Origin of the sequence: Halomonas nitroreducens (assembly GCF_003966155.1) — a bacterium.
Lineage (GTDB): Bacteria > Pseudomonadota > Gammaproteobacteria > Pseudomonadales > Halomonadaceae > Halomonas > Halomonas nitroreducens.
In genome coordinates, this window is sequence record NZ_RXNS01000008.1 from 152,668 (window position 1) to 176,712 (window position 24,045).

The window sequence follows — 24,045 nt, forward strand, 5'->3', positions numbered from 1 at the left end:
CTCAGAAATCGATGCCGCGGCGCGCCTCGAGGCCGGCATTGAAGCCGTGACGCACCTCCTGCATCTCGGTGACGGTGTCGGCCATGGCCAGCAGGTCCCGGTGCGCGTTGCGACCGGTGACGATCACCGTCTGCTCGGCCGGCCGTTGTTCCAGCGCGCGAGTGACCGTGGCGATATCCAGGTAGCCGAACTTGAGCATATAGGTGATCTCGTCGAGCACCACCAGGTAGACCTCGGGGTCGGCCAGCATGCGCTCGGCCTCGGCCCAGACCGCTCGGCAGGCCTGGGTGTCGGCCTCGCGGTTCTGGGTCTCCCAGGTGAAGCCGGTGGCCATGATCGCCACTTCCAGGTTGGGGTCCTCGGCCAGTCGCTCGCGTTCGCCGCACTCCCAGACGCCCTTGATGAACTGCACAACCCCCACCCGGTAGCCGTAGCCCAGGGCGCGGGTCACGGTGCCCCAGGCGGCGGTGGTCTTGCCCTTGCCATTGCCGGTGAACACCAGCAGCTGGCCGCGCTGCTCGGTGGCCCGGGCCACCTTGTCGTCGACGTGGGTCTTGAGTTTCTGCATGGCCTGGCGGTGGCGCGTCTCGCGGTCGCTCATCTCGACTCCGGGTGCGATACATGGAGGGGGCAGCTTACGCCAGCCGGCCCGAGTCGTCAGCCGGCACCTGCCGGCGGGACAGCAAGACCGTGGTGACGCGCTCGCGGCCATGGCCCACCGGGTCGCGGAGATCCGCCCGCGGTCGGGACCAGGCGTCCAGGGCGAAGCGGGCATCGGCCACCCTCGGGCGTCATGAGAAGGAAGAGACTCCAGCCGCGGAGGCGCTCGGCGATGCTCCGCAGAGCGCCCATGCGGACGAGGCCCGGCAGCCAATGGCCGCCGCCGGAGATTGAGGGAAGTAAGGGAATGTGCAGTGCATAACTGAAAATATTTCATGGAACGAGGCGCTGACAGGCGGCCACCGGCTCGCCAGAATCCGGGACAGGCCTACCGGAGTGAGTCGATCCCTGCATGATCCTGCGTCCCGCGGAGACCCGCGATCTCTCCGCCCTCTACCGTCTCGAGCAGGTTGCCTTCAGCGGCGACCGCTTCAGCCGGCGCCAGCTCTGGCACCTGCTCAACCGCGCCAATGCCCTGACCCTGGTGGCCGAGGCGGCCGACGGCCGGCTGCAGGGGTATGGCACCCTGCTATTTCGCCATGGCAGTGGCCGCGCGCGGCTGTACTCCTTCTGCGTGCATCCCGAGGCGCGTGGCAATGGCCTGGGGCGTCGCATGCTGCAGTGGCTCGAGGACGCGGCCGGCCGGCACTGCTGCGACTGGCTGGTGCTGGAAGTGCGGGCCGACAATGCCCCGGCCCTGGCGCTGTACCGCAGCATGGGCTTCGCTCCCGCGGAGTGGCTGGGAGACTACTACGAGGACGGCTGCGCCGGCTGGCGCATGGTCAAGCCGCTGGGCCTGGCCCAGGCAGGCTAGCGGCCCCCCGATGGGGCGATGTCGAGGAGCGGTCAAGCCAGTCGCGAGAGGCGCGGACCGCTAGGCGACGGTGCGCCAGGCCCTTAGAATGGCCACACCTCCACACAATGGGAAGTCGCCATGCCCTCCTTCGACATCGTCTCCGAATTCGACAAGCATGAAGCCAGCAACGCCGTCGACCAGGCCAACCGCGAGCTGCAGGGTCGCTTCGATTTCAAGGGCGTCACCGCGGGCTTCGAACTCAGCGGCGAGACCGTTGCCCTGGAGGCCGAAGTGGACTTCCAGCTGCGCCAGATGCTGGATGTGCTGCGCAACAAGCTGATCGCCAGGGGGATCGACCCGCGCTGCATGGATGTTCAGGAGCCGGAGCTCTCCGGCGTCCGCGCCCGCCAGACGGTCGTGCTCAAGCAGGGCCTGGAGCAGAAGGAGGCCAAGGACATCGTCAAGCGCATCAAGGACACCAAGCTCAAGGTCCAGGCCCAGATTCAGGGCGAGCAGGTCCGCGTCACCGGCAAGAAGCGCGATGATCTACAGCGCGTCATGGCCCTGTTGAAGGGCGACGAGGGGCCCGACCTGGCCCTGCAGTTCAACAACTTCCGCGACTGACCGGAGCAGGGGTTGACCCAGGGCAAGGTCGTGGCACGCGGCCTTGAAAACCCCGCCATCGCCACCAATTCTGTTAGTGCCGCAAGGCAATCGTCGCTTTGTTCTCTGCGTCATGCTTAACGAGGAGGTGGCGTATGGACCTGCAGAAATTCTCACCCTGGAACTGGTTTCGCAGCGAGGGCCATGATGCACCGCCCGCCGGCGAGGCCCGTGGCGGCGAACTGGCACCGCTCACCAACATGCATCAGGAGCTCGACCGCTGGATGGATGGCATGATGCGCCAGTTCGGCATGCCTTCCCCGGCCACGCGGTTTGGCGAGATGCCCGAATTGCTGCGTCCTCGGCTGGATATCGCCGAGCGCGACAATGACTACCGGATTACCGTCGAGGTGCCGGGCGTCGAGGAGAAGGACATCAAGCTGAGCCTGGACGACAATCGCCTGGTCATCGAGGGCGAGAAGCGCCAGGAGACCACCAGCAAGGAGGATCGCTACCAGCGCGTGGAGCGCTCCTACGGCAGCTTCCGCCGGCTGCTCGACCTGCCCTCCGACGCCAGGATCGAGGGTATCGAGGCGACCTTCGAAAAGGGCGTGCTCACCATCATCGTGCCCCGCAGCGGCGAGGCCGCGTCCTCCCGTCGAGAGATTCCCATCAACGGCTGAGGCCCCAGGCGGGCGCCGCCGGCACCAGCCGGTACCCTCGACGGCGAATAGCCCCGGCCTGCCATGACCATTGATGAAGGTCATTGGCAGGCGGTGGGGCGATGCGCTTCAATGAGGGTGTCGCGCCTTCGCCGCCACAGGGAGTGAGCGCCCGATGTCCCATGCACGCCGTGCCGCTTTCATGTCCTTGGCCGGAATCAGCTTCCTGCTGGGCGTGATCGGCGCTTTTCTGCCCCTGTTGCCCACCACCTGCTTCATGCTGCTGGCAGTCTGGTCGGCCTCCAAGGGTTCGCCGCGCTTCGCCGGCTGGATCCGTCGCCACCCTCGCTTCGGGCCGGCCGTGTTGGCCTGGGAGGGAGAGCGGGCGATTCCCCGCCATGCCAAGTGGCTGGCCGGTGCCATGCTGGTCGTCTCCATGCTGGTGCTGGGCCTCACCGTCGGCCCCCTGTGGCTGAAGCTGGGACTGATCGGCGGGCTCTCGCTGGTAGGCCTGTGGATCGCCACTCGGCCGGAGCCTGTCGCCGGGTCTTGAGGCTCCGCCGCCGCCACTTTGAGGTCCGGGCTGGGAGCGCCGTACAATGGCCGGCAATTCTCGACAGGAGCCATCCTCGATGTCCGAACCGCAACCGATCTACCTGAGCGACTACCGTCCTCCCGCCTACCGGGTCACCCACACCGAGCTGACCTTTGACCTCGACCCCGCCGCCACCCGCGTCAAGGCCCGTCTGCACCTCGAGCGTCACCCCGAGCGGCAGGCCGGGGAGCCGCTGGAGCTCGACGGCGAGCAGCTCGCCCTCAAGGCCATCGCCATCGACGGCCAGTCGCTGGGGGAGGACGAGTATACGCTCACCGAGCGTGGCCTGCGGGTGGAGCAGGTGCCGGAACGCTTCCGGCTGGATACCGAGGTGGAGATCGCCCCCAAGGACAACACGGCCCTCGAGGGGCTCTACCAGTCGAGCGGCATGTTCTGCACCCAGTGCGAGGCCGAGGGCTTTCGCCGCATCACCTTCTATCCCGACCGCCCGGACGTCATGGCCACCTTCTCGACCACGGTGATCGGCGATGCCGCGAGCCTGCCGGTGCTGCTGTCCAACGGCAATCCGGTGGAGCGGGGCAGCCTGCCCGGCGAGCGCCACTTCGTGACCTGGGAGGATCCCCATCCCAAGCCCAGCTACCTGTTCGCCCTGGTGGCCGGGGACCTGCGCAAGGTGGAGGACCGGTTCACCACCCTGAGTGGCCGCGAGGTCACCCTGCAGATCTGGGTCGAGGAAGAGAACCTGGGCAAGACCGATCACGCCATGGCCTCGCTGAAGCGTGCCATGCGCTGGGACGAGGAGACCTATGGTCGGGAATACGACCTCGACCTGTTCATGATCGTCGCGGTCAACGACTTCAACATGGGGGCCATGGAGAACAAGGGACTCAACATCTTCAACTCGGCGGCAGTGCTGACCCATCCCCACACCGCCACCGATGCCGCCTTCCAGCGGGTCGAAGGCATCGTGGCCCACGAGTACTTCCATAACTGGTCGGGCAACCGGGTGACCTGCCGCGACTGGTTCCAGCTATCGCTCAAGGAGGGCTTCACCGTCTTCCGCGACCAGTGCTTCTCCGCGGACACCAACTCGGCGCCGGTGAAGCGCATCGAGGAGGTCTCCTTCTTCCGCACCGCCCAGTTCGCCGAGGATGCCGGGCCCACCGCCCATCCGGTGCGGCCGGACCACTACATCGAGATCGGCAACTTCTACACCCTGACCATCTACGAAAAGGGCGCCGAGATCGTTCGCATGCTGCGCAACCTGGTGGGCTGGGAAGCCTTCCGGCGCGGCGCCGACCGCTACTTCGCGCGTTTCGACGGCCAGGCGGTGACCATCGAGGACTTCGTGGGCTGCATGGCGGAGGCCTCCGGCCAGGACCTCGACCAGTTCTTGCGCTGGTACTCCCAGGCCGGCACCCCGGAGATCGATGCCCACGGCGAGTACGACTACGCCAACGGGGTCTATCGGCTGGTGCTGCGCCAGCGCACCCCGGCCACGCCGGGCCAGCCCGACAAGCAGGCGCTGCACATCCCGATCCGCCTGGGCCTGGTCGGTACCAAGACAGGGCGCGACCTGGCGCTGACCCTGGACGGCGAGGCGCTGGGGCGTGATGCGGTGATCCACCTGCGCGAGGACGAGCAGGAATTCGTCTTCACCGACGTGGAGGAGGCCCCGGTGCCGTCGCTGCTGCGTGGCTTCTCGGCGCCGGTCAAGCTGCACTACCCCTACTCCCGCGAGGACCTGGCCTTCCTGCTGGCCCACGACAGCGACGGCTTCAACCGCTGGGATGCCGGCCAGCGCCTGGCGCTGCTGGCCCTCGACGACCTGATCGCCGCCCATCGCAACGGTGTGGAGAAGGTCATGGACCCGCGGGTGGTGGAGGCCTTCCGCGCCCTGCTCGATACCGATACCGACGACAAGGCGGTGCTCGCGGAGATGCTGACCCTGCCGTCCGAGGCCTATATCGCCGAGCAGCAGCCGCTGGTCGACGTCGATGCCATTCACGCGGCCCGTCTCTTCGTCAAGCAGTCCCTGGCGCTGGCGCTGCGCGACGACTTCCTGCGGGTCTACGAGGCCAACCGTCTCGATGCGCCCTACGCGCCGGAGCCCGAGCAGATCGGCGCGCGCAGCCTGAAGAACGTGGCCCTGTCCTACCTGATGAGCATCGAGGACGAGGAGGGCATCGAGCTGGCCCGTCACCAGTTCGAGGCGGACCACAACATGACCGACGTGCGCCAGGCCCTGACCCTGCTGACCCACAGCAGCCGCGGCGACCTCGCGGACCCGGCGTTGCGGGCCTTCGGCGAGAAGTGGGCCCACGACCCCCTGGTCATGGACCAGTGGTTCAGCATCCAGGTGACGCGCCCGCAGTCGGATGCCCTGGATCGGGTCAAGTTCCTGATGGACCACCCGGCGTTCTCGCTGACCAACCCCAACAAGGTACGGGCGCTGATCGGCGCCTTCGCCCAGAACCGGGTCAACTTCCACCGCCTCGACGGCGAGGGCTATCGGCTGCTCGCCGACGTGGTCATCGAGCTCAACCGGCTGAACCCGGAGATCGCCGCCCGGCTGGTCACGCCGCTGACCCGCTGGCAGCGCTTCGACGAGGCTCGACAGGCCCTGATGAAGGCCGAACTCGAGCGCATCCGCGGCGAGGAGCTCTCGCCCAATGTCTTCGAGGTGATCGAGAAGGCGCTGGCCTGATCGTCGCTGCCATTGCCGGAACGAAGGCGCCGCCCCAGAGGGGCGGCGCCTTCGTCTTTGTAGGCATTCGCGTCGCTGTGTGGCGCGTGCAGGGGCCGCGAGCGAAGATAGGGGGCAGGCTGAACGATTGCTGCCGGAGCGGAGCCACCGGCGTGCAGCAGCAAAGCCTGGTCCGACTAGTTGATCAGCCAGCTCAGTACGGTTGCCCCCAGGAAGGCCCAGATCAGTGCGACGATGATGGCCTGGCGCATGATCGCGCGGACGGCCTTCCACAGCAGCCACAAGCCAAAGGCCAGCACCAGCAGGCTGAGCAGCGAGGGGGCGATGCCGAGGGTGTCGGAGGTGCCCTGGATGAAGCCGCTCACGGCATCGTCGAGGCCGCCGAAGAAGCCGAGGAGGGCGTCGACAAGGTAGTGGATGAACTGGCCGAAGGCCTGGCCGATGAAGTCGAAGGCGTCTTGCATGGAGTCTGGGTTCCTGTGGCAGCAGGAGGCCGGCGGCAGGTGGCCGCCGGCCCGGGGATCTCGGCTCAAGTATCGCGACAAGGCCTCTTGCAAGGCAAGCCGGGCTCAGCCCAGCTGGCTGGTCCGCGAGGCGATGCCGGCCTCTTCCGCGGCGCTGTCGGCGAGCGCCCGGCCCGCCTCGTCGTAGACGTGGAAGACCGCGTGGGCGCCGAGCTCGCGGATCGGCTCGATCTCCTCGGGGAACTCCACCACCGCGGTGATCCGCCCCTGGAAGCGGCGTGAGCGCAGCTGCTTGAGGGCGAAGAGGTTACCGGCATGGTGCGGCATGGCCAGCACCACCATGCGCACGTCCGGCGACATCAGCAGCTTGTCCCAGAAGTCGGAATCCACGGCATCCCCCTCCAGCACGTTGAAGCCGCGGGCGGTGAGACGCTTGACGCTCTTGGGATTGCTGTCGATGCCCAGCACCTGCAGCCCGTATTCCTTCTGCAGGCGGCGATAGACGCTGCGCCCGATGCGGCCCATGCCCAGCACCACCGCCTCGGCATCGCCGACCTCGATGGGCCGGTCGCTGGGCGAGAGCTCGCTGATGTCGATGGCCGGCAGGCGCGGCTCCACCCAGCGGTACACCCGCTCGCTGAAGCCGTTGAGGATCGCCGAGGCGCCAAAGCTCAAGGCCACCGCCAGCGACAGCACCACCAGCCAGCTCGCCGGCAGCCAGCCGTTGCTGGCGGCGATGGCCCCCACGATCAGGCCGAATTCCGAATAGTTGGTCAGGCTCAGCGTCGACAGCACCGAAGTGCGGTGACGCATGCGAAAGCGCAGGAAGACCCACTGGTAGAGCAGGCTCTTGAGCGGCAGCAGTACCACCAGCACCACGGCGATGCCGAACAGTTCCCAGCTGGGCATGGCGGTCAGGCCGAGGCTCAGGAAGAAGCCCACCAGCAGCAGTTCCTTGAGGCTGAACATCGAGCGAGCCAGGGTCTGGGCGGCGGGATGGGGGGCAAGCAGCAGGCCGATGATCAGGGCGCCGAGGTCCCCCTTGACGCCCAGCGACTCGAACAGCGCATAGCCCAGCACCAGGGCCAGCAGCATGCCGAACAGCATCTGCATCTCGCCGTGCCCCAGGCGGTCGAGAAGGGCGCGCAGGGCCGGTGCCAGGGGAATCAGCAGCACCAGGCCCAGGGCCCAGGGGCTGGGCAGTTCTCCGGTGGAGGCGGTGAGGAAGACCACCGCGAAGATGTCCTGCATGATCAGCACGCCGATGGCCAGGCGCCCATAGGCGGTTTGGGTCTCGCTGCGCTTTTCCAGTACCTTGACCACGAACACCGTGCTGGAGAAGGACAGCGCGAAGCCGAGCAGGGCCAGGGTCTGCCAGCCAGTGTCCGCCAGCAGCGGCAGGCCCAGCCACTTGAGCAGCGAGAACAGCCCCACCATCGACAGCGTCGAGGCGAGCATGTGCAGCGAGGCGCCGCCCCAGACGTCGTTGCGCAGCAGGGTGCGGATGTCCAGCTTGAGGCCGATGCTGAACAGCAGCAGCGTGACCCCCACCCCGGCCAGCATGTCGAGGAGCGGCGTCACCTCATATCCCAGGGCGTTGAGCACGAAGCCGCCGGCCAGGAACCCCACCAGGGGTGGCAGACGAAGGCTCATGGCGGTCAGGCCGCCGAGGAAGGCCGCGAGAATGAAGGCCGGATCGATCATTACGTCTCCCTGTGCCGGATATCCGGGAAGACACCTAGTGTAAGGAAGTCATAAAGTGAATGGCATTCATCTTTTCATCGTGCCCGCCTCGCGTGAAGCGCGCATGACCGCGGCAGGGCGCCAGGGAGTGGCAACGCCATGGCCACACTGATCCTCAATGGCAAGACGGCTCAGGTGCCTGTGGTGCGCGAGGCGGTCTTCGCCTGTCGCGACGCGGGGCTGGCCCTGGAAGTCTGGGTCACCTGGGAGGCCGGCGATGCCACTCGCCTGGCCGAGTGGGCCGGCCAGGCAGGCGTCGACCGGGTGGTCGCCGGAGGCGGCGATGGCACCGTCAACGAGGTGGCCAATGGCCTCATGCGCCTGCCACAAGGGCGGCGACCGGCCTTGGGCATCCTGCCGCTGGGCAGCGCCAACGACCTGGCAACCGCCCTGGGGCTGCCGCTGGAGGCCGATGAAGCGCTGCGGATGGCGCTGCAGGAGGCGGCGCGGCCCATCGACGTGCCGCGCCTGGATGGCCGGCACTTCCTCAACATGGCCACCGGCGGCTTCGGTGCCGAAGTGACTTCCTCGACGCCCAAGAGCCTCAAGCGCCTGCTGGGCGGCGGCGCCTACTCGCTGATCGGCGCGCTCAAGGCCTGGCAGTACCACCCCTATCCGGGAGTGCTGCGCTGGGCCGATGGCGACCGCCAGGCCTCGCTGTTCGTGCTGGCCATGGGCAACGGGACCCGTTCCGGTGGTGGCCAGCGACTGACTCCCCAGGCGAGGATCGATGATGGCCTGCTGGACGTGCTGATACTGCGCGACTTCCGCTCGCTGCATGACATGTGGCGTATGCGCCAGGAACTGGAGTCGCGACCCGCACAGGGGGACTTCGTCGAGACCTTGCGCACCCCCTGGCTGAGCTTCGAGGGCCAGCGGTCGCTGCCGTTGACGCTGGATGGAGAGCCTCTCAAGCGACAGGGTTTCCGGGTCGAGGTCGACCCGGCCGCGCTCGACCTGGTGGTGCCCGCGGACTGCCCGCTACTTGCCGGGTAGCGGCCGGCGCTCCGCCCGCGGGGGCGGCACTGATAAAGGGGGGCAGCGTGCCCAGGCTTGGCCCTCGCCTTGTTCGCTTGTGCCCCGCTGCCACTCGCCTCAGGGGCCGCTGGCCAGCCGCCGAGCATCGCGGCATCATGAAGGCTCCGTCCATCGCTATTCGGAGATCGTGCCATGCTGACTCCCTTCCATCTCGCCGTGCAGGTGCGTGACCTGGGCGAGGCCCGCCACTTCTATGGCGCGCTGCTGGGCTGCGACGAGGGACGCTCGAGCGATACCTGGGTCGACTTCAACCTGTTCGGACACCAGTTCGTCTGCCACCTCAACCCGGCCCTCGGCGAGCTGCCACGGGACGATCATCGCAACCCCGTCGATGGCCATGGGGTGCCGGTGCCGCACTTCGGCGTGGTGCTGGAGATGGCCGACTGGGAGGCGCTGGTCGACCGCCTGACCGCGGCGGGTGTCCGCTTCGAGATCGAGCCGTACATCCGTTTCCGTGGCGAGCCCGGCGAGCAGGCCACGATGTTCTTCCGTGACCCCAGCGGCAACGCCCTCGAGTTCAAGGCCTTCCGGGATATCCAGGGACAGCTGTTCGCCCGCTGAACTCGCCTTGCGGTGGCAGTGTCGCTTTGGTGCAACGACGTTCCACCCAAGGAGAGAAGGATGGCCATGAAACCCTGGATGCCGGTTGTCCTGGCATTGGCAGTCGGTCTTGCCGCTTGCGGCGATGACGAGAACGCGCCCGCCGAAGAGTCGAGTGCGAGCCCGGCTGAGTCCACCGATGCCGCCCCGGCCGACGGCGAGGCGCCAGGCGGCATGGCGACCGAGCCTGAGGCCGAGGCGGCGAGCGCCCCGGCGACCGAGCCTGAAGGCGAGGCGGTGGACGAGGCCGCGATGCAGGCAGAGGAGGCGAGCGACGAGGCCAGCCTGGACGACGCGCCGGCCACCGACACTCTGAGCGAGGACGCCGCGCTGCCTGGCGAGTCCACCAGCGCCGAGGTGGACGACATCATCCGCGAGACCGAGCGCCGCTTCGAGGAAGCCAGCAAGAAGATCGACGAACAGTTCGAGCAGGCCGAGCACGAGTCGCCCGAGCCGGCATCAGGGGCCGAGGCCACGGCGGACCTCGAGACGACCCTCGACGAGGACGTCTCGACGCCGGTCAGCGAGCCGAGCCTTCAGGGCAGCTCGGATCCCGAGGTCGAGGCGATCCTCGAGGAGACCGAGCGGCGCTTCGAAGAGGCCAGCAAGAAGATCGACGAGCAGTTCGAGCAGGCCGAACTGGAGGTGCCCAGCGAGATCCGCGAGGCCACCGACGTCGAGGACGCCGCGCCGCGGGATGACGGGACGAGCCCCGATGGGGAGAGCGCCACCGAGGCGTCGGCGCCCTGAGCGGCCGCCCATGAAAAAGGCCCGCCGATGGCGGGCCTTTCCTGGGCTGCCGATGCTGGAGATCGGCGCCGGGTGTCAACGCGGTCTCACGACCTCAGTCGGTGACCCGGATGTTGGAGGCCTGAAGGCCCTTCTTGCCCTGGGTAACCTCGAAGGTGACCTTCTGGCCGTCCTGCAGGGACTTGAAGCCTTCAGCCTGAATCTCGGAGAAGTGAGCGAACAGATCATCACCGCCGTCGTCCGGAGAGATGAAGCCATAGCCCTTGGTGTCGTTGAACCACTTGACAGTGCCAGTTGCCATTGTCGATTTCCTTAACTAACTAGATGATGGTGCTGGGCCGGCCCGGTCGGGGACCGCACCGCGAGCCCGTAGTGCGTGGGCAAGACAAGGAAGAAGTGCGCACCGGGTGTATCGAAGGAATCGAAGTACAACTGACGACTTTTCTGCTTGCTGACCAACGCAGCGGATAGTGCATCAGCGCCAGGGTTGCGTCAACCGAGTGCCGCAGGGAGACTGGTGCTTCCGCCCGCAAGGTCACTGTAGATCGAAAGCCCCTGGTCGTCCAGCGACCCGGGGAGACCGGAACGGCATAAGACGAGACTCGACATGACCCACACCCGCATCGCTTCCCAGGACACCCACAGCAAGGTGGTCGGCTATCTGCTGTGGCTCTTCGGCTTCCTCGGCGCCCACCGTTTCTACTACGGCAAGCCGGTCACCGGCACCCTCTGGTTCTTCACACTGGGACTGCTCGGCATCGGCTGGCTGATCGACCTGTTCCTGATCCCGTCCATGGATCGCCAGGCGGACCTGCGCTTCCAGTCCGGACCGACCAACTACACCCTGGCCTGGCTGCTGCTGACCTTCCTCGGCGTCTTCGGCATCCACCGCTTCTACCTCGGCAAGTGGCTCACCGGCCTCGTCTATCTGTGCACCCTGGGGCTGTTCGGCCTGGGGGTGCTCTATGACTTCTGGACCCTCAACGACCAGATCTCCATGCGCCATGCCAAGCGTGGCATCTTCAACGACTGAGGATTCCGGCGATGCTGCTCGACGCCCAGTTCTGGCCGTTCCTGGTGGCCATCACCCTGCTCAGTATCACGCCGGGGGTGGACACCCTGCTGGTGATTCGCAATACCGCCCGGGGCGGGCTGGGGGACGGCGTGCTGACCAGCCTGGGAATCTGCAGCGGCCTGTTCGTGCATGCCGCCGTCTCGGCGCTGGGCATCTCGCTGATCCTGCTGCAGTCGGCCTGGGCCTTCGGGGTGCTCAAGCTCGCCGGGGCCGGCTACCTGATCTGGCTGGGACTGGGCGCCCTGCGGGCGGCGCGGCGCGGCCAGGGCCTGCCGGTGGCGGGAGTCGTCGGCGAGGCCGCCCGGGTGCCGGCCAGGCGGTCGCTGCGCGAGGGGCTGCTGTCCAACGTGCTCAACCCCAAGACGGTGGTCTTCTACATGGCCTTCCTGCCCCAGTTCATTGCCCCGGGGGATCCGGCGCTGGCCAAGTCGCTGTGGCTGGCGGGGATCCATTTCCTGGTCGCCAACCTGTGGCAGGTCGCCGTGGCGGTGCTGGTGGGGCGCGCCGGGCGCTGGCTGGCGAGCGCGGCCTTTTCCCGCTGGCTCAATGCGGTGACCGGCGGAGTCCTGATGGCCTTCGGGGTCAAGCTGGCGCTGACCCGCACCCCCGGCTGATCGTGATCAGGGACAAGGGACAAGGGACAAGGGACAAGGAGTTAGGAGCTAGGGGCCGCGAGGCAGCAGCATCTTGCTCGCAACTCGCAACTCGCAACTCGCAACTCGCAACTCGCAACTCGCAACTCGCAACTCGCAACTCGCAACTCGCAACTCGCAACTCGCACCTCGCACCTCGCCCCTCGTCCCACGGAACCTAGTTGCGGGCCAGCAACGAACCGTCGTAGCGCATGTTCTGCTCCGCCGGCGTCAGCAGGGAGATCCCCTGGGTCGCGCCGCCCTGGGCCAGGCTGGCGAAGATCACCCGGTACGTCAGCACCGCCTGCACATAGTGGCGCGTCTCGCGGAAGGGAATGCTCTCGACGAACAGGTCGAAGGCCTCCGGGGCTTGCTCGAGCCAGCGGTCGACCCGGTGCGGGCCGGCATTGTAGGCGGCGGTGGCGGCCAGGCGATTGCCCCGGTAGCGGTCGAGCATCTCGCCGATGTAGGTGCTGCCCAGGCGGATGTTCACGGCGGGATCCAGCACGCCGTAGGGCCCCGGGTCGTCGAGGCCCAGTTGGCGGCTGACCTGGGCGGCGGTGGCCGGCATCAGCTGCATCAGGCCCCGGGCGCCGGCCGGGGAGAGCGCCTCGGGGTTGTAGGCGCTCTCGCGGCGAGCGATGCCCATCAGCAGGTAGGGATCGACGCCGGTGACCTCGCCCCAGCGCAGGAAGTGGTCGCGGTAGGCTTCGGGAAAGCGCCAGTCCAGGGCATCCCACAGTTCCGCGGCGATGGTGGTCTGCACCAGGCGGGCATGCCAGCCTTCCCGCTGGGCGTAGCCGGCCATGGCCCGGGCCTCCTGCGGCGAGGCATTCGCCGCGGCGTGGTACCATTCGCTGGCGGCCAGTCCCGGCTCGCCGAGCCGCAGCAGGGCCTCGGTGCGACGCACCGCGGGGCTCTCGGCGATGGCCTGGCGCTGTGCCGGTGCGATGCTGGTCGATGCCATCTTCAGCGCATACGGCTGGCCAAGCCGGTCGGCAGCGGCGAAGCCGTAGAAGTCGCGCTCGCCGGCGGCCCGCCGATAGGCCGCCTGGGCGGTGGCGTCATCGCCGCGCTGCTCGTGGGCGCGGGCCAGCCAGTATTGCCAGCGGGCCTCGTCGCGTTCCGCCTCGGGGAGCCGGCCGATCCAGTCGGTCACGCCCGCCCAGTCGCGGTCGGCCAGCGCCACCCGGGTGCGCAGCTCGAACAGGTCAGTGTCGGCCAGTCGCGGCAGGACGCCGTCGACCCAGGCGCGGTTCTGGTCGATGTCGCGGACCAGGGAGTAGAACGCCAGGTCGTGCTCGATGGCGTCGCGATGCGCCTCGTTGATCGTCAGGCTCGGCGACACCTTGCGCCAGGCCTCCAGGGCCGCCTCGGTGTCGGCGCGGGTGAAACCATGCATGGCGGCGGCGAACAGCGCCCCGCTGCCCTGGCAGTCGGGGCCGATGCAAGCGGGCACCCGGGTGATCGCCGCATAGTCCTGCTGCAGGCGTTCCATGGCCGCCCGGCCATTGTCCCAGTCGTCGCCCAGCATGCGGCCCAGGTAGCGGGCCAGCCCGGTCTCCCCCGCCTGCCAGGCCAGCATCAGGCGCTCCCAGGTCGCCACCGGGCCGATCTCGCCCCGGGCCCGCAGGGTGGCGAAGAGGGGGTCGCAGGCATCCGGCTGGGAGCGGCCGACCGCCCACAGCCGACGGCCGCCCTCGGCGGCCGCCTGGGGCGCCTCGTCCAGCAGGGCGGTATAGTAATGGCACTGGCGTGCGGTCCCCGACGGCTCGCCATCGGCCACGGCGAGCAGGTGCCGGTAGCGGCCGGCCTCGCCATAGGCCGAGATGGCCTGGCCGCGCATCCAGCCCGCCAGAGGCGAGTCGGCATGGCGCTCGAGGAAGGTCAGCACCTCGCCGGGCTCGGCGGCGGGCAGGCGTGCCTTGAGGCGGTGGTAGTCGACATAGCCGGCCAGGACATGATCATCGATGGCGGCGCGGTCGATGGCTTCCCAGCGGTGCTGGCGCGCCGCCTGGAGCGCATCGCGCATGGCCCGGTCACCGGGCTCGGCGTGAACGACCGCGGGCAGGCAGAGCAGGGCGGCGGTCAGCAGGGACTTCCAGGGAACAAGGGGGAACCTTGGCATCGTGGCGCCTCATTGGTTGTGCTGGCGTGGACCGGTGGAGAGGGCCACCATGGTCGCCCATGGCGGGAGGCTTGAGTAGTGTCGTCGCTCGCCGACGCCCCCGAGGCGCCGCGACTCTCTTATCGTTTAGCGGCAATCCCCGTTGCCGGCAAGGAGGACGAGATGGCAGGTTTCAATGGTCTGGCGCTGTTCCAGCGCCTCAAGCACCGCTCCCGGGCGCTGGGACAGATGCGCCGCGCCCTGCGCCTGTTCGGCCCGATGCTGGGCGACGTGCTCCGCGGCCGCTACCGGCCGGTGCCCTGGTCGGCACTGCTGTGGATGCTCGCGGCCCTGGCCTACCTGTTCTCGCCGCTGGACCTGATTCCCGATGTCCTGCTGCTGCTGGGCCTGGCGGACGACGTGGTGGTGGTCGGCTGGCTGCTGACCCGGGTCGACCGCGCCCTGGCCGACTATCGCGCCTGGAAGGAGGGCGACGACGCGGCCACGCCCTGATGCATTGCCAGGGCGAGGCGTTCAGGCTAGATTGAGTCAAACGTTTGACTTGATGCCGATCCCGGCCGACGAGGTACCCCATGCCCCCCGGATTCTCCCCCGGTGCCGCTGACTGGCAGCGCGCCCTGGCGCGTTTCGTGACGGTGATCCCCCATACCCGTGAACTCGGCCTCGAGGTCCTCGACGCCGGCCCCGAGGGGGTGCGCCTCCACCTGCCCTGGCACGACGACCTGCTCGGGGACCCCGAACGCGGCCTGGTGCACGGTGGCGTGCTGACCATGCTGCTGGATACCGCCTGTGGCACGGCGGTGCTGCCGGCCCTGCCGGCGCCGGAGGTCTGCCCGACCCTTGACCTGCGCGTCGACCACTTCCGCCCCGCGATCGCCGGCCAGGGGCTGTGTGTCGACGCCCGTGCGGTCTCGGTCAGTGCCTCGGTGGTCTTCACCGAGGGCCAAGTCTGGCAGGACGCGGCCCGGCCGGTGGCCCGGGGCATCGCCAACTTCGTGCGGCTGGGGCCGCGCAACACGCCGCCGGGCTTCGCCGAGGCCCTGTTCGCTCGGGAGGACGATCATGCATGAGGGCTTCACCGACCTCGAATGGCTGACCCGGACCCGGCAGCGCGGCGACGTCGAGGCCTGGCTGGCCAGGCTGCCCTATGCGCGGCATATCGGCGTCGCCGCCGAGCCCGCTGCGGATGGCAAGGGGGTGGTGTTTCGCCTCGAGCCGCGCCAGGGCAATGTCGGCAACGTGCTGCTGCCGGCCCTGCACGGCGGGGTGGTGGCGGCCTTCATGGAGACCGCGGCGACCCTGGACCTGATGCTGGCCGCCCGGTCGCCCCGACTGCCGCGCATCGTCGACCTGTCCATCGACTACCTGCGCACGGCCCGGGTGGTGCCGACCCTGGCGCGCTGCGAGCTGCTGCGCGAGGGACGGCGCCTGGCCAACGTCCGGGTGTGGGCCTGGCAGGACGACGAGGGCGCGCCGGTGGCCACCGCACGGCTGCATTTCGTGCTCGGCGAGCCGGTCGCGGGCGATGCTTGAAAAAACCGTCGCGGTCCCCATATCGATGGAAGCCAATAACCGGTGGCCTCGCCACCGCCGATACGTCGACAAGGGGTCCGAGAGACATGACCACTGCCACCCATGAAGAGACCCTCGGCTTCCAGACCGAGGTCAAGCAACTGCTCCACCTGATGATCCATTCCCTGTACTCCAACAGGGAGATCTTCCTGCGCGAGCTGATCTCCAACGCCGCCGATGCCTGCGACAAGCTGCGCTACGAGGCCCTGGACAACGACGCCATCTACGAGGGTGACAGCGAGCTGCGCATCGAGATCGAGCACGATGCCGACGCCGGCACCGTCACCGTGCGCGACAACGGCATCGGCATGAGCCGCGACGAGGTGATCGAGAACCTCGGCACCATCGCCCGCAGCGGCACCGCCGAGTTCCTCAAGCAGCTTTCCGGCGAGCAGCAGAAGGACGCCCGGCTGATCGGCCAGTTCGGCGTCGGCTTCTATTCCGGCTTCATCGTCGCCGACGACATCACGGTGCGCACCCGCAAGGCCAGCACAGACCCGTCGGCCGGGGTCGAGTGGCACTCCAAGGGCGAGGGCGAGTTCACCGTGGCCGACATCGAGCGCGAGGCCCACGGCACCGAGATCGTCCTGCATCTCAAGGAGGATGCCCGCGAGTTCGCCGACGACTTCCGCCTGCAGAGTCTGGTGCGCAAGTACTCCGACCACATCGAGGTGCCGGTGCGCATGCCGAAGGTCGAGAAGGCCCGCGACGAGGACGGCAACGAGATCGAGGGCAGCGAGACCGTCAGTTGGGAGACCGTCAACGAGGCCACGGCGCTGTGGGTACGCCCCAAGAGCGAGCTCACCGACGACGAGTACAAGGCCTTCTACAAGCATGTGGCCCACGACTTCTCGGACCCGCTGACCTGGAGCCACAACAAGGTCGAGGGCAAGCTCGAGTACACCAGCCTGCTCTACGTGCCGGGCCGGGCTCCCTTCGACCTCTACGAGCGCGACGGCGCCCGCGGGGTCAAGCTGTACGTGCAGCGCGTCTTCATCATGGACGACGCCGAGCAGTTCCTGCCGCTCTACCTGCGCTTCATCAAGGGCGTGCTGGACACCCGCGACCTGTCGCTGAACGTCTCCCGCGAACTGCTCCAGCAGGACCCGCAGGTCGAGAAGATCAAGTCGGCGCTGACCAAGCGCTCCCTGGACATGCTCAAGAAGCTGGCCAAGGACGGCGAGGCCTACCAGACCTTCTGGAACACCTTCGGCAGCGTACTCAAGGAAGGCCCGGCGGAGGACTACGCCAATCGCGAGAAGATCGCCGGCCTGCTGCGCTTCTCCAGCACCCACACCGACAGCGCCACCCAGGACCAGTCCCTGGCCGACTACATCTCGCGCATGAAGGACGGCCAGGAGAAGATCTACTACATCGTCGCCGACGGCTTCAATGCGGCCAAGAACAGCCCCCACCTGGAGATCTTCCGCAAGAAGGGCATCGAGGTGCTGCTGCTCCACGACCGCATCGACGAGTGGCTGATGAGCCACCTCACCGAGTTCGAGGACAAGTCCTTCGTCGACGTCGCCAAGGGTGACCTGGACCTGGGCGAGATCGAGGACGAGGATGAGAAGAAGGCCCAGGAGGAGACCGCCAAGGCCAAGGAGGACCTGGTCAAGCGCGTCAAGGAGGCCCTGGGCGACGAGGTCCAGGAGGTCAAGGTGACCCATCGTCTGACCGACTCGCCGGCCTGCGTGGTACTGCCCGAACACGAGATGGGCTACCAGATGCGTCGCATCATGGAGGCCGCCGGCCAGCCCCTGCCCGAGGTCAAGCCGATCCTCGAGCTCAACCCCGAGCATGCCCTGGTGGCGCGCCTCGAGGGAGCCGAGGCCGAGGGCTTCGAGGACCTGGCGCGGATCCTCCTCGACCAGGCGATCATCGCCGAGGGCGGCCACCTCGACGACCCGGCCGCCTACGTGCAGCGCCTCAACGCCCTGTTGAGCGCCTGACGCCCGCCGACGACGCCATCCGTGGATGGCGTCCCCCCTTGACGCCGGCCGCCCCCAGGGGCGGCCGGCGCGCGTTCAGAGGTCGTTCCAGTAGCAGTGACGCTGGGTCTCGCAGCGCGAGACCCGGTATTCCAGCGCCTCGCCCTGCAGGCCCCGGGCGACCCGTCGGATCTCAAGCAGCGGCGAGCCCGGAGCCACGCCCAGCTGCTCCTGTTCTTGTGCGCCCGCTGCCACGGCGAACAGCCGCTCCTCGGCGTGGGCCACGCTCTGTCCGAAGCGTTGCTGGTAGAGCTGGTAGAGGGTGTTGGGCAGCGTCTGGGGTTCGCATTCCAGCGCCGGGAAACGTGTCGCATCGACCACCAGATCCTCCAGCAGCGCCGGCACGTCCTCCAGGTCCCGTACCCGCCGGATATGCACCACCGCTGCCGCCGGTTCGAGGCCCAGGATCTGTGCCTCATCCGTGGTGGCCGGACGGCGCTCGCGCACCAGTACTCGGGAAATCGGCAGCGAGCGAGTGCCGTCGAGACGGGTGAGATGGAAGAACTGGAACAGCGAACGATCGGTGTCATGGGTCGCGACTACCGTGCCCTTGCCCTGGTGGCGGATCACCACGTGATCGCTCGCCAGGGCGTCCAGTGCCTTGCGCAGGGTGCCGACGCTGACCCCGTACTCCTTTGACAGGGCGGATTCGCTGGGGATGAAAGTGCCGGGAGGCCAGTCCCCCGACACGATCCGTGCCAGCAGTGCCTCCTTGATCTGTTGATAGAGCGGTCGGTAGCTCGGTGTCAGCTGGTGTTCCATGTCTCGTGTCCTAGTTCGATGCCGGTTCGGCACTCACTCCGTTCGAGCGCCATGGCGTGTGCTGATGATACCAAAAAAACATATAGAGGACTTGACCCTCCTATATCATATGTCATATACATGAGTTGAGGCTTCGCAGCATTCAGTGCATCAGGGTCCTGTCATCAGCTGGAATCGAGACAACGCCAACAAACCTCGCAAGTGGAGAGGAGACATCATGAGCATCGACTTCGTAGTGCATGATGCCGACGACAGTGTCGGCGTCGCGGTGGTCGAGGGAATTCAGGCCGGCCAGGAGCTGACCGGATGGGTCATGCAGGAGGATCAGACCATCACCTGCACGGTGAGCGATCCCATCCCCATCGGTCACAAGCTGGCCATTCGCGATCTGGCGGAAGGCGACGCCGTGATCAAGTACAGCGTCGACATCGGCCGAGTCATCAAGCCGATCAAGAAGGGTGAGCACCTGCACGTCCACAACGTCAAAACCAAGAGGTGGTAACGATGGAAATCAAGGGTCGCAAGTTTCTGGGCTATCGTCGCGAGAACGGCCGTGTGGGGGTGCGCAACCACGTCATCGTGCTCCCCGTCGACGACATTTCCAACGCCGCCGCCGAGGCCGTCGCCAACAACATCAAGGGCACGCTGGCCCTTCCCCATCCGTACGGTCGCCTGCAGTTCGGTGCCGATCTGGACCTGCATTTCCGCACCCTGATCGGCACCGGCTGCAACCCCAACGTCGCCGCCGTCATCGTGATCGGCATCGAGCCGGGCTGGACCAACAAGGTCGTCGACGGCATCAAGGCCACCGGGAAGCCGGTCGAGGGCTTCTGGATCGAGCAGAATGGGGATCACAACACTATCTGCGCCGCTTCCAAAAAGGCTCGAGAGTTCGTGCAGTATGCCACCGAGCTGCAGCGCGAGGAGTGCGACGTCGACGAGCTGTGGGTCTCCACCAAGTGCGGTGAATCCGACACCACCTCGGGCTGCGGGGCCAATCCCACCGTCGGCGCGGCCTTCGATAAGCTCTACGAAGCGGGCTGCACCCTGGTATTCGGCGAGACCTCGGAGCTGACCGGAGGCGAGCATCTCGTCGCCGAGCGCTGTGCCACGCCGGAGGTGCGCGAGCAGTTCCAGACCATGTTCGATCGCTATAGCGACATGATCGACCGCCACAAGACCAGCGATCTCTCCGAATCGCAGCCCACCAAGGGCAACATCGAGGGGGGGCTGACCACCATCGAGGAGAAGGCACTGGGCAACATCCAGAAGATCGGCAAGCGCTGCCGGGTCGACGGGGTGCTGGACAAGGCCGAGCATCCCGACAAGCCGGGTCTGTGGTTCATGGACTCCTCGTCGGCCGCCGCGGAGATGGTCACGCTGTGTGCCGCCTCGGGCTACGTCGTGCACTTCTTCCCCACTGGTCAGGGCAACGTGATCGGCAACCCGATCCTGCCGGTCATCAAGATCTGTGCCAACCCGCGCACCGTGCGCACCATGGGCGAACACATCGATGTCGATGTCTCCCACCTGCTCAAGCGCGACATCAACATGGAGGAGGCGGGTGACCAGCTGCTCGAGATGATGCTGCGCACTGCCAATGGCCGGCATACCTCGGCCGAGGCCCTGGGCCATCGCGAGTTCGTGCTGACCCGTCTCTACGAAAGTGCCTAATATATATCCCTCGACACCCCCACCCAACAGGTGGGGGATGTCGCCTTGCTCGCTCACCACGATGCCGGGAGGGCCCGATCTTTCAGCATGACGTCGTGTTCATGGATAGCCCGACGTCGTTACGCCTGCACGCTCACAATCACAATGACAACACCTGGAGATAAGCCATGCGTATTTCTCTGTCCATCGGCCTGGCAACGGGCATGGGGCTGGACTCGCCAGCGGTCTGACGACGGTGGCCGCGGTCGACGAGTTTCCCACCAAGGATGTCCGGGACGTGATTCCCTTCGGTCCCGGTGGCGAGTCCGACATCAGCGCCCGACTGCAGCAGAAGTATTTCGAGGAGATCACCGGCGAGCAGCTGGTCGTGCAGTACATGCCCGGCGGCGGCGGCGGGGCAGTGGGCTGGTCCCAGCTCTCCGAGATGCCGACCGATGGCTATACCATCATGGGTTCCAACCTACCGCATATCATCCTCAAGCCCATGGGCAAGGATGTCGGCTTCCAGACCGACGACCTCAACAACTTCTTCTACTTCCATTATTCCCCTGACGCCATCCTGGTCCGCAAGGACAGTCCCTACGAGACCCTCGACGACCTGATCCAGGCCGTCAATGAGGCCCCTGGCGCCGTGACCCTGTCCGGCAGCGGCACCTACAGCGCCAACGACGTGGCCAATACCCGCTTCCAGCAGCTGGCCGACGTCACCACCACCTATATCCCCTTCAAGGGCACCGGCGCCGCGATGACAGCCCTGCTCGGAGGGCAGGTGCAGGCGGAGTGGGGCTACACCACGGTGGCGGCCAACCATCAGGACAAGGTCCGTATGCTGGCCGTGGCCGCCGAGGAGCGTCATCCCATGTTCCCCGACGTGCCGACCTTCCAGGAGCTCGGCTACGACATGGTGGGCGGTGCCTACCGCGGCATGGCGGTGCCCGAAGGGACGCCCAAGGAGACCCAGCAGAAGCTCTCCGATATCTTCCAGCAGATCAACGAGAATCCAGAGTTCCAGCAGGAGATGCAGGATCTCGGTTTCGTGCTGATGGACGTCCCGCTGGAGGAAATGGACGAGTTCATGGCGGAGCAGCACCGCGTCTATGAGGCGACCGCACGTGAAGCCGGCCTGATCGACTGACCCGGGGAGGAGTCGCATGGAGATGCTGACCTATGCCCTGGGAGCGCTGTCCCCGATCAACCTGGGGCTGGCGCTGGTCGGGGTGGCTGCGGGGATCATCATCGGGGCCCTGCCGGGGCTCTCGGCCACCATGGCCGTGGCGGTGCTGGTCCCGGTGACCTTCGGCATGGCGCCGGAATCGGCGCTGATCATGCTGGGAGCAATCTATACCGGCGCCATCTATGGCGGCTCGTGCTCCGCCATCCTGGTCAATACGCCAGGGACGCCCTCGGCGATCGCCACGACCTTTGACGGCTATCCCATGGCCAAGCGAGGGGATGGCAACCTGGCGGTCGACCCTGTCGACGCTTGCCTCCATGGTGGGCGGCATGGTCGGGGTGCTGGCGCTGCTGACCCTGGCGCCGCTGCTGGCTCAGGTGGCCCTGAGCTTCGGTCCGGTGGAACACTTCTGGCTGGCGATCTTCGGCCTGACGCTCATCTCGGCGCTGTCCGAGGGCTCCACCCTCAAGGGGTTCATGGGCGCGGGCTTCGGCCTGCTGCTGTCGACGGTCGGGGTGGCCGTGGTCGGCGGGGATATCCGCTACACCTTCGGCTCCCAGGTGCTGCTGGGGGGCAGCGAGACGGTGTCCGCGCTGATCGGCCTGTACTGCATCCCGGTGCTGATTGACCTGGTGGCCACACCGGAGGCCCACCTGAAGGTCGATGAGGAGCAGCGGGGCATCCGTCTGCGAGAGGGATTGGTGCATGCCTGGCTGGGCAAGCTGAACCTGCTGCGCTCGGCCTCCATCGGCACGATGGTGGCCATCCTGCCCGGGGCTGGCGGCTCCATCGCCAGCCTGGTGTCCTATTCCGAGGCGCGACGCGCCTCCCGAGATTCCGCGAGCTTCGGCAAGGGCAATCCCCAGGGCGTTCTGGCCACCGAGGCGGCCAACAATGCCACGGTGGGCGGCGGCTTCATCCCGACCCTGGTGCTGGGCATCCCCGGCCCCCCCCCGATGCGGTGATCCTCGGGGCCCTGCTGGTGCAGGGCTTTCGCACGGGACCGGAGCTGTTCACCACCAATGCCAACATCACCTACACCTTCGTCGCCGGCCTGTTCCTGGCCACCTGCCTGCTACTGCCACTGGGGCTGCTGATCGGGCGCTACGCCTTCAAGTCGATCATCACCATCCCCAAGGCGCTGCTGGTCCCGACCATCGCCTCATGACGGTGATCGGCACCTACGCCATCCGCAACAGCCTCAGCGACGTGATCATCATGCTGACCCTCGGGGTGGTGGGTTGGCTGCTCAACCGCTACGGCTTCCGGCCGTCGCCCATCGTGCTGGGGCTGATCCTGGGACCTATCGCCGAGCAGGGGTTCGTTCAGGGGTTCCTGATGGGGCGCGCCAGTGGCTCCTATGCCATGACCTTCTTCGGCGGCCCGATCTCGATCACGATCATCGCCCTGTCGGCGCTCAGTGTCTTCTACCCGCTGATCAAGGAGCACCGCGCCCGGCGTCGGGGCCATGACGGCGGGGATTCCCACCAGGAGACCTCCTCATGACGGATACGAATCGCAAGATTCAAGCCGCTTGTTCGGCCCGGTCCGAGTTCCTGCTGCCGCTGCTGTTTGCCGCCGTGAGCGGGGTGTGTATCTGGCAGGCCCGCGACATGAGCCAACTCGGGGCCGTCTTCCCGACCACCATCGCCGTGGTGACGCTGGTCGCTGCCCTGATGCGGATCGGTCAGCTGGCGTTGCGCGGGGTACAGAGCAATGTCGGTCGAGGCCGGGGCTCGACTCCGCGTCGGGTGCTGCTGGTGTTGGCCATTGCCGCTTGGACCCTGCTACTGCCTTGGGCCGGTTTCCTGCTGGCGGGGCTGGCGAGCTTCCTTACCCTGATGGCGCTCGCCCAGCACGAGCCCTGGACCCTTCGGCGACTGGTGGGCCATCTGAGCACCGGCATCATACTGGTGGGCTGCTTCTACGGCTTGTTTGCCCTCCTGCTCAATGTGCCGCTGCCGGTGGGCCGCTGGTTCATGGGATAAACAGGCCGTTACTGGTCTTTCGAGAACAATAGGGTCGGGTGCCACCCGGCAACGGAGAAGGATGTCGATGTCCAAGATCGTGATTTCCGAATTCATGGATGAACAGGCCGCGGCGAGCCTCTCGGATCGCTTCAGCGTGGCATTCGATACCACCCTGGTCGAGGATCGCCAGGCTCTGCTCGCGGCCGTGGCCGATGCCGAGGGGCTGGTCGTGCGCAATCGCACCCAGGTGGACGCTGAATTGCTGGAAGCCGCTCCGCGGCTGAGGGTGGTGGGCCGCTTGGGGGTCGGCCTCGACAATATTGACCTGGCTGCCTGCGAGGCGCGTGGGGTGGCGGTGAAGCCGGCCCACGGCGGCAACGGCAGCTCGGTGGCGGAGTACGTGCTGACCGCTGCCCTGCTACTGCGTCGCCGAGCCTACTTCGCCAGTCCAGCCATGCTGGACGGGGAGTGGCCCCGGGGGCATTAAT

General features: G+C 67.2%; 27 protein-coding genes and 2 pseudogenes. 22 read left to right on the forward strand and 7 right to left on the reverse strand.

All coding sequences use genetic code 11. The annotated features are described in order from the left end of the window. Position 1: 1 nt before the first annotated feature. Together cobO and EKG36_RS20470 are read right to left on the reverse strand one after the other, a co-directional pair. The gene (gene cobO, locus EKG36_RS10105; RefSeq protein WP_126483659.1) at positions 2-601 is read right to left on the reverse strand and encodes a cob(I)yrinic acid a,c-diamide adenosyltransferase; all 600 of its coding nucleotides are present in this window, start codon (positions 599-601) and stop codon (positions 2-4) included. Positions 602-635: 34 nt separating this feature from the next. After that, positions 636-782 (reverse strand): hypothetical protein, encoded by a 147-nt coding sequence (locus tag EKG36_RS20470; RefSeq protein ID WP_185827531.1) that lies wholly within the window; start codon positions 780-782, stop codon positions 636-638. A 230-nt stretch (positions 783-1,012) separates the two neighbouring features. Here EKG36_RS20470 and EKG36_RS10110 point away from each other — a divergent pair, with 230 nt between their 5' ends. The 5 genes from EKG36_RS10110 to pepN all read left to right on the forward strand — a co-directional run bounded on the left by EKG36_RS10110 (position 1,013) and on the right by pepN (position 5,984). Further along, positions 1,013-1,474: a GNAT family N-acetyltransferase gene (locus EKG36_RS10110; RefSeq protein ID WP_126483661.1), complete on the forward strand. Its 462-nt coding sequence runs from the start codon at positions 1,013-1,015 to the stop codon at positions 1,472-1,474. A 120-nt stretch (positions 1,475-1,594) separates the two neighbouring features. Then, positions 1,595-2,080, forward strand: coding sequence for a YajQ family cyclic di-GMP-binding protein (locus EKG36_RS10115; RefSeq protein WP_126483663.1), 486 nt, complete (start codon positions 1,595-1,597; stop codon positions 2,078-2,080). Between the two features lie 134 nt (positions 2,081-2,214). Then, positions 2,215-2,742, forward strand: a complete 528-nt coding sequence (locus tag EKG36_RS10120) for an Hsp20/alpha crystallin family protein (protein ID WP_126483665.1) — start codon at positions 2,215-2,217, stop codon at positions 2,740-2,742. Between the two features lie 154 nt (positions 2,743-2,896). After that, on the forward strand, positions 2,897-3,274 hold the full coding sequence (locus EKG36_RS10125) for a YbaN family protein (RefSeq protein ID WP_126483667.1): 378 nt from the start codon (positions 2,897-2,899) through the stop codon (positions 3,272-3,274). Positions 3,275-3,353: 79 nt separating this feature from the next. Next, positions 3,354-5,984: an aminopeptidase N gene (gene pepN, locus EKG36_RS10130; protein ID WP_126483669.1), complete on the forward strand. Its 2,631-nt coding sequence runs from the start codon at positions 3,354-3,356 to the stop codon at positions 5,982-5,984. Between the two features lie 176 nt (positions 5,985-6,160). Here pepN and EKG36_RS10135 read toward each other — a convergent pair whose 3' ends face one another. Together EKG36_RS10135 and EKG36_RS10140 are read right to left on the reverse strand one after the other, a co-directional pair. Continuing rightward, on the reverse strand, positions 6,161-6,448 hold the full coding sequence (locus tag EKG36_RS10135; RefSeq protein ID WP_126483671.1) for a hypothetical protein: 288 nt from the start codon (positions 6,446-6,448) through the stop codon (positions 6,161-6,163). A 105-nt stretch (positions 6,449-6,553) separates the two neighbouring features. Beyond that, on the reverse strand, positions 6,554-8,152 hold the full coding sequence (locus tag EKG36_RS10140; protein WP_185827532.1) for a cation:proton antiporter family protein: 1,599 nt from the start codon (positions 8,150-8,152) through the stop codon (positions 6,554-6,556). 138 nt (positions 8,153-8,290) lie between these two features. Between EKG36_RS10140 and yegS the strand changes: the two genes are divergently transcribed. The 3 genes from yegS to EKG36_RS10155 all read left to right on the forward strand — a co-directional run bounded on the left by yegS (position 8,291) and on the right by EKG36_RS10155 (position 10,579). Further along, on the forward strand, positions 8,291-9,187 hold the full coding sequence (gene yegS, locus EKG36_RS10145) for a lipid kinase YegS (RefSeq protein ID WP_126483673.1): 897 nt from the start codon (positions 8,291-8,293) through the stop codon (positions 9,185-9,187). A 174-nt stretch (positions 9,188-9,361) separates the two neighbouring features. After that, positions 9,362-9,790 (forward strand): VOC family protein, encoded by a 429-nt coding sequence (locus EKG36_RS10150; RefSeq protein WP_126483675.1) that lies wholly within the window; start codon positions 9,362-9,364, stop codon positions 9,788-9,790. A 60-nt stretch (positions 9,791-9,850) separates the two neighbouring features. Next, positions 9,851-10,579, forward strand: a complete 729-nt coding sequence (locus EKG36_RS10155) for a hypothetical protein (protein WP_126483677.1) — start codon at positions 9,851-9,853, stop codon at positions 10,577-10,579. A 94-nt stretch (positions 10,580-10,673) separates the two neighbouring features. Here the strand turns inward: EKG36_RS10155 and EKG36_RS10160 are convergent, their stop codons facing one another. Next, on the reverse strand, positions 10,674-10,880 hold the full coding sequence (locus tag EKG36_RS10160) for a cold-shock protein (protein WP_126483679.1): 207 nt from the start codon (positions 10,878-10,880) through the stop codon (positions 10,674-10,676). A gap of 306 nt (positions 10,881-11,186) precedes the next feature. Between EKG36_RS10160 and EKG36_RS10165 the strand changes: the two genes are divergently transcribed. Both EKG36_RS10165 and EKG36_RS10170 read left to right on the forward strand, forming a co-directional pair. Continuing rightward, positions 11,187-11,612, forward strand: a complete 426-nt coding sequence (locus tag EKG36_RS10165) for an NINE protein (protein ID WP_185827533.1) — start codon at positions 11,187-11,189, stop codon at positions 11,610-11,612. 11 nt (positions 11,613-11,623) lie between these two features. After that, on the forward strand, positions 11,624-12,268 hold the full coding sequence (locus EKG36_RS10170) for a LysE family translocator (RefSeq protein ID WP_126483681.1): 645 nt from the start codon (positions 11,624-11,626) through the stop codon (positions 12,266-12,268). 196 nt (positions 12,269-12,464) lie between these two features. Here EKG36_RS10170 and EKG36_RS10175 read toward each other — a convergent pair whose 3' ends face one another. Next, on the reverse strand, positions 12,465-14,414 hold the full coding sequence (locus EKG36_RS10175; RefSeq protein WP_126483683.1) for a transglycosylase SLT domain-containing protein: 1,950 nt from the start codon (positions 14,412-14,414) through the stop codon (positions 12,465-12,467). 162 nt (positions 14,415-14,576) lie between these two features. Here EKG36_RS10175 and EKG36_RS10180 point away from each other — a divergent pair, with 162 nt between their 5' ends. From EKG36_RS10180 to htpG, 4 genes are all read left to right on the forward strand, one after another. Beyond that, entirely contained in the window at positions 14,577-14,906 is a 330-nt protein-coding gene (locus EKG36_RS10180; protein ID WP_126483685.1) for a YkvA family protein, read from the forward strand. Between the two features lie 80 nt (positions 14,907-14,986). Then, positions 14,987-15,484: a PaaI family thioesterase gene (locus tag EKG36_RS10185; RefSeq protein WP_126483687.1), complete on the forward strand. Its 498-nt coding sequence runs from the start codon at positions 14,987-14,989 to the stop codon at positions 15,482-15,484. Further along, positions 15,477-15,947 carry a PaaI family thioesterase gene (locus tag EKG36_RS10190; RefSeq protein ID WP_126483689.1) on the forward strand — a complete coding sequence of 157 codons (471 nt, stop codon included), beginning with the start codon at positions 15,477-15,479 and terminating at the stop codon, positions 15,945-15,947. The genes EKG36_RS10185 and EKG36_RS10190 overlap by 8 nt, the downstream gene beginning before the upstream one ends. Before the next feature lie 86 nt (positions 15,948-16,033). Then, entirely contained in the window at positions 16,034-17,938 is a 1,905-nt protein-coding gene (gene htpG / locus EKG36_RS10195; protein ID WP_126483691.1) for a molecular chaperone HtpG, read from the forward strand. Between the two features lie 75 nt (positions 17,939-18,013). Here the strand turns inward: htpG and EKG36_RS10200 are convergent, their stop codons facing one another. Then, positions 18,014-18,739, reverse strand: a complete 726-nt coding sequence (locus EKG36_RS10200; RefSeq protein ID WP_126483692.1) for a GntR family transcriptional regulator — start codon at positions 18,737-18,739, stop codon at positions 18,014-18,016. Between the two features lie 217 nt (positions 18,740-18,956). Here EKG36_RS10200 and EKG36_RS10205 point away from each other — a divergent pair, with 217 nt between their 5' ends. The 8 genes and pseudogenes from EKG36_RS10205 to EKG36_RS20760 all read left to right on the forward strand — a co-directional run bounded on the left by EKG36_RS10205 (position 18,957) and on the right by EKG36_RS20760 (position 24,044). Next, positions 18,957-19,241: a UxaA family hydrolase gene (locus tag EKG36_RS10205; RefSeq protein ID WP_126483693.1), complete on the forward strand. Its 285-nt coding sequence runs from the start codon at positions 18,957-18,959 to the stop codon at positions 19,239-19,241. Positions 19,242-19,243: 2 nt separating this feature from the next. After that, positions 19,244-20,413, forward strand: a complete 1,170-nt coding sequence (locus EKG36_RS10210; protein ID WP_126483694.1) for a UxaA family hydrolase — start codon at positions 19,244-19,246, stop codon at positions 20,411-20,413. A gap of 235 nt (positions 20,414-20,648) precedes the next feature. Further along, entirely contained in the window at positions 20,649-21,548 is a 900-nt protein-coding gene (locus tag EKG36_RS10215) for a tripartite tricarboxylate transporter substrate binding protein (protein WP_246007483.1), read from the forward strand. A gap of 22 nt (positions 21,549-21,570) precedes the next feature. Continuing rightward, a pseudogene (locus tag EKG36_RS20915) lies at positions 21,571-21,822 on the forward strand (tripartite tricarboxylate transporter permease); the annotation flags it as partial. A gap of 94 nt (positions 21,823-21,916) precedes the next feature. Next, a pseudogene (locus EKG36_RS20920) lies at positions 21,917-22,755 on the forward strand (tripartite tricarboxylate transporter permease). Further along, entirely contained in the window at positions 22,752-23,093 is a 342-nt protein-coding gene (locus EKG36_RS20925; protein WP_281274424.1) for a tripartite tricarboxylate transporter permease, read from the forward strand. Before EKG36_RS20920 ends, EKG36_RS20925 begins: the two are co-directional and overlap by 4 nt. Next, positions 23,090-23,575: a tripartite tricarboxylate transporter TctB family protein gene (locus EKG36_RS10225; RefSeq protein WP_126483696.1), complete on the forward strand. Its 486-nt coding sequence runs from the start codon at positions 23,090-23,092 to the stop codon at positions 23,573-23,575. Before EKG36_RS20925 ends, EKG36_RS10225 begins: the two co-directional genes overlap by 4 nt. A 67-nt stretch (positions 23,576-23,642) precedes the next feature. After that, positions 23,643-24,044, forward strand: coding sequence for a Rossmann-fold NAD(P)-binding domain-containing protein (locus tag EKG36_RS20760; protein WP_246007484.1), 402 nt, complete (start codon positions 23,643-23,645; stop codon positions 24,042-24,044). Position 24,045: the final 1 nt, after the last annotated feature.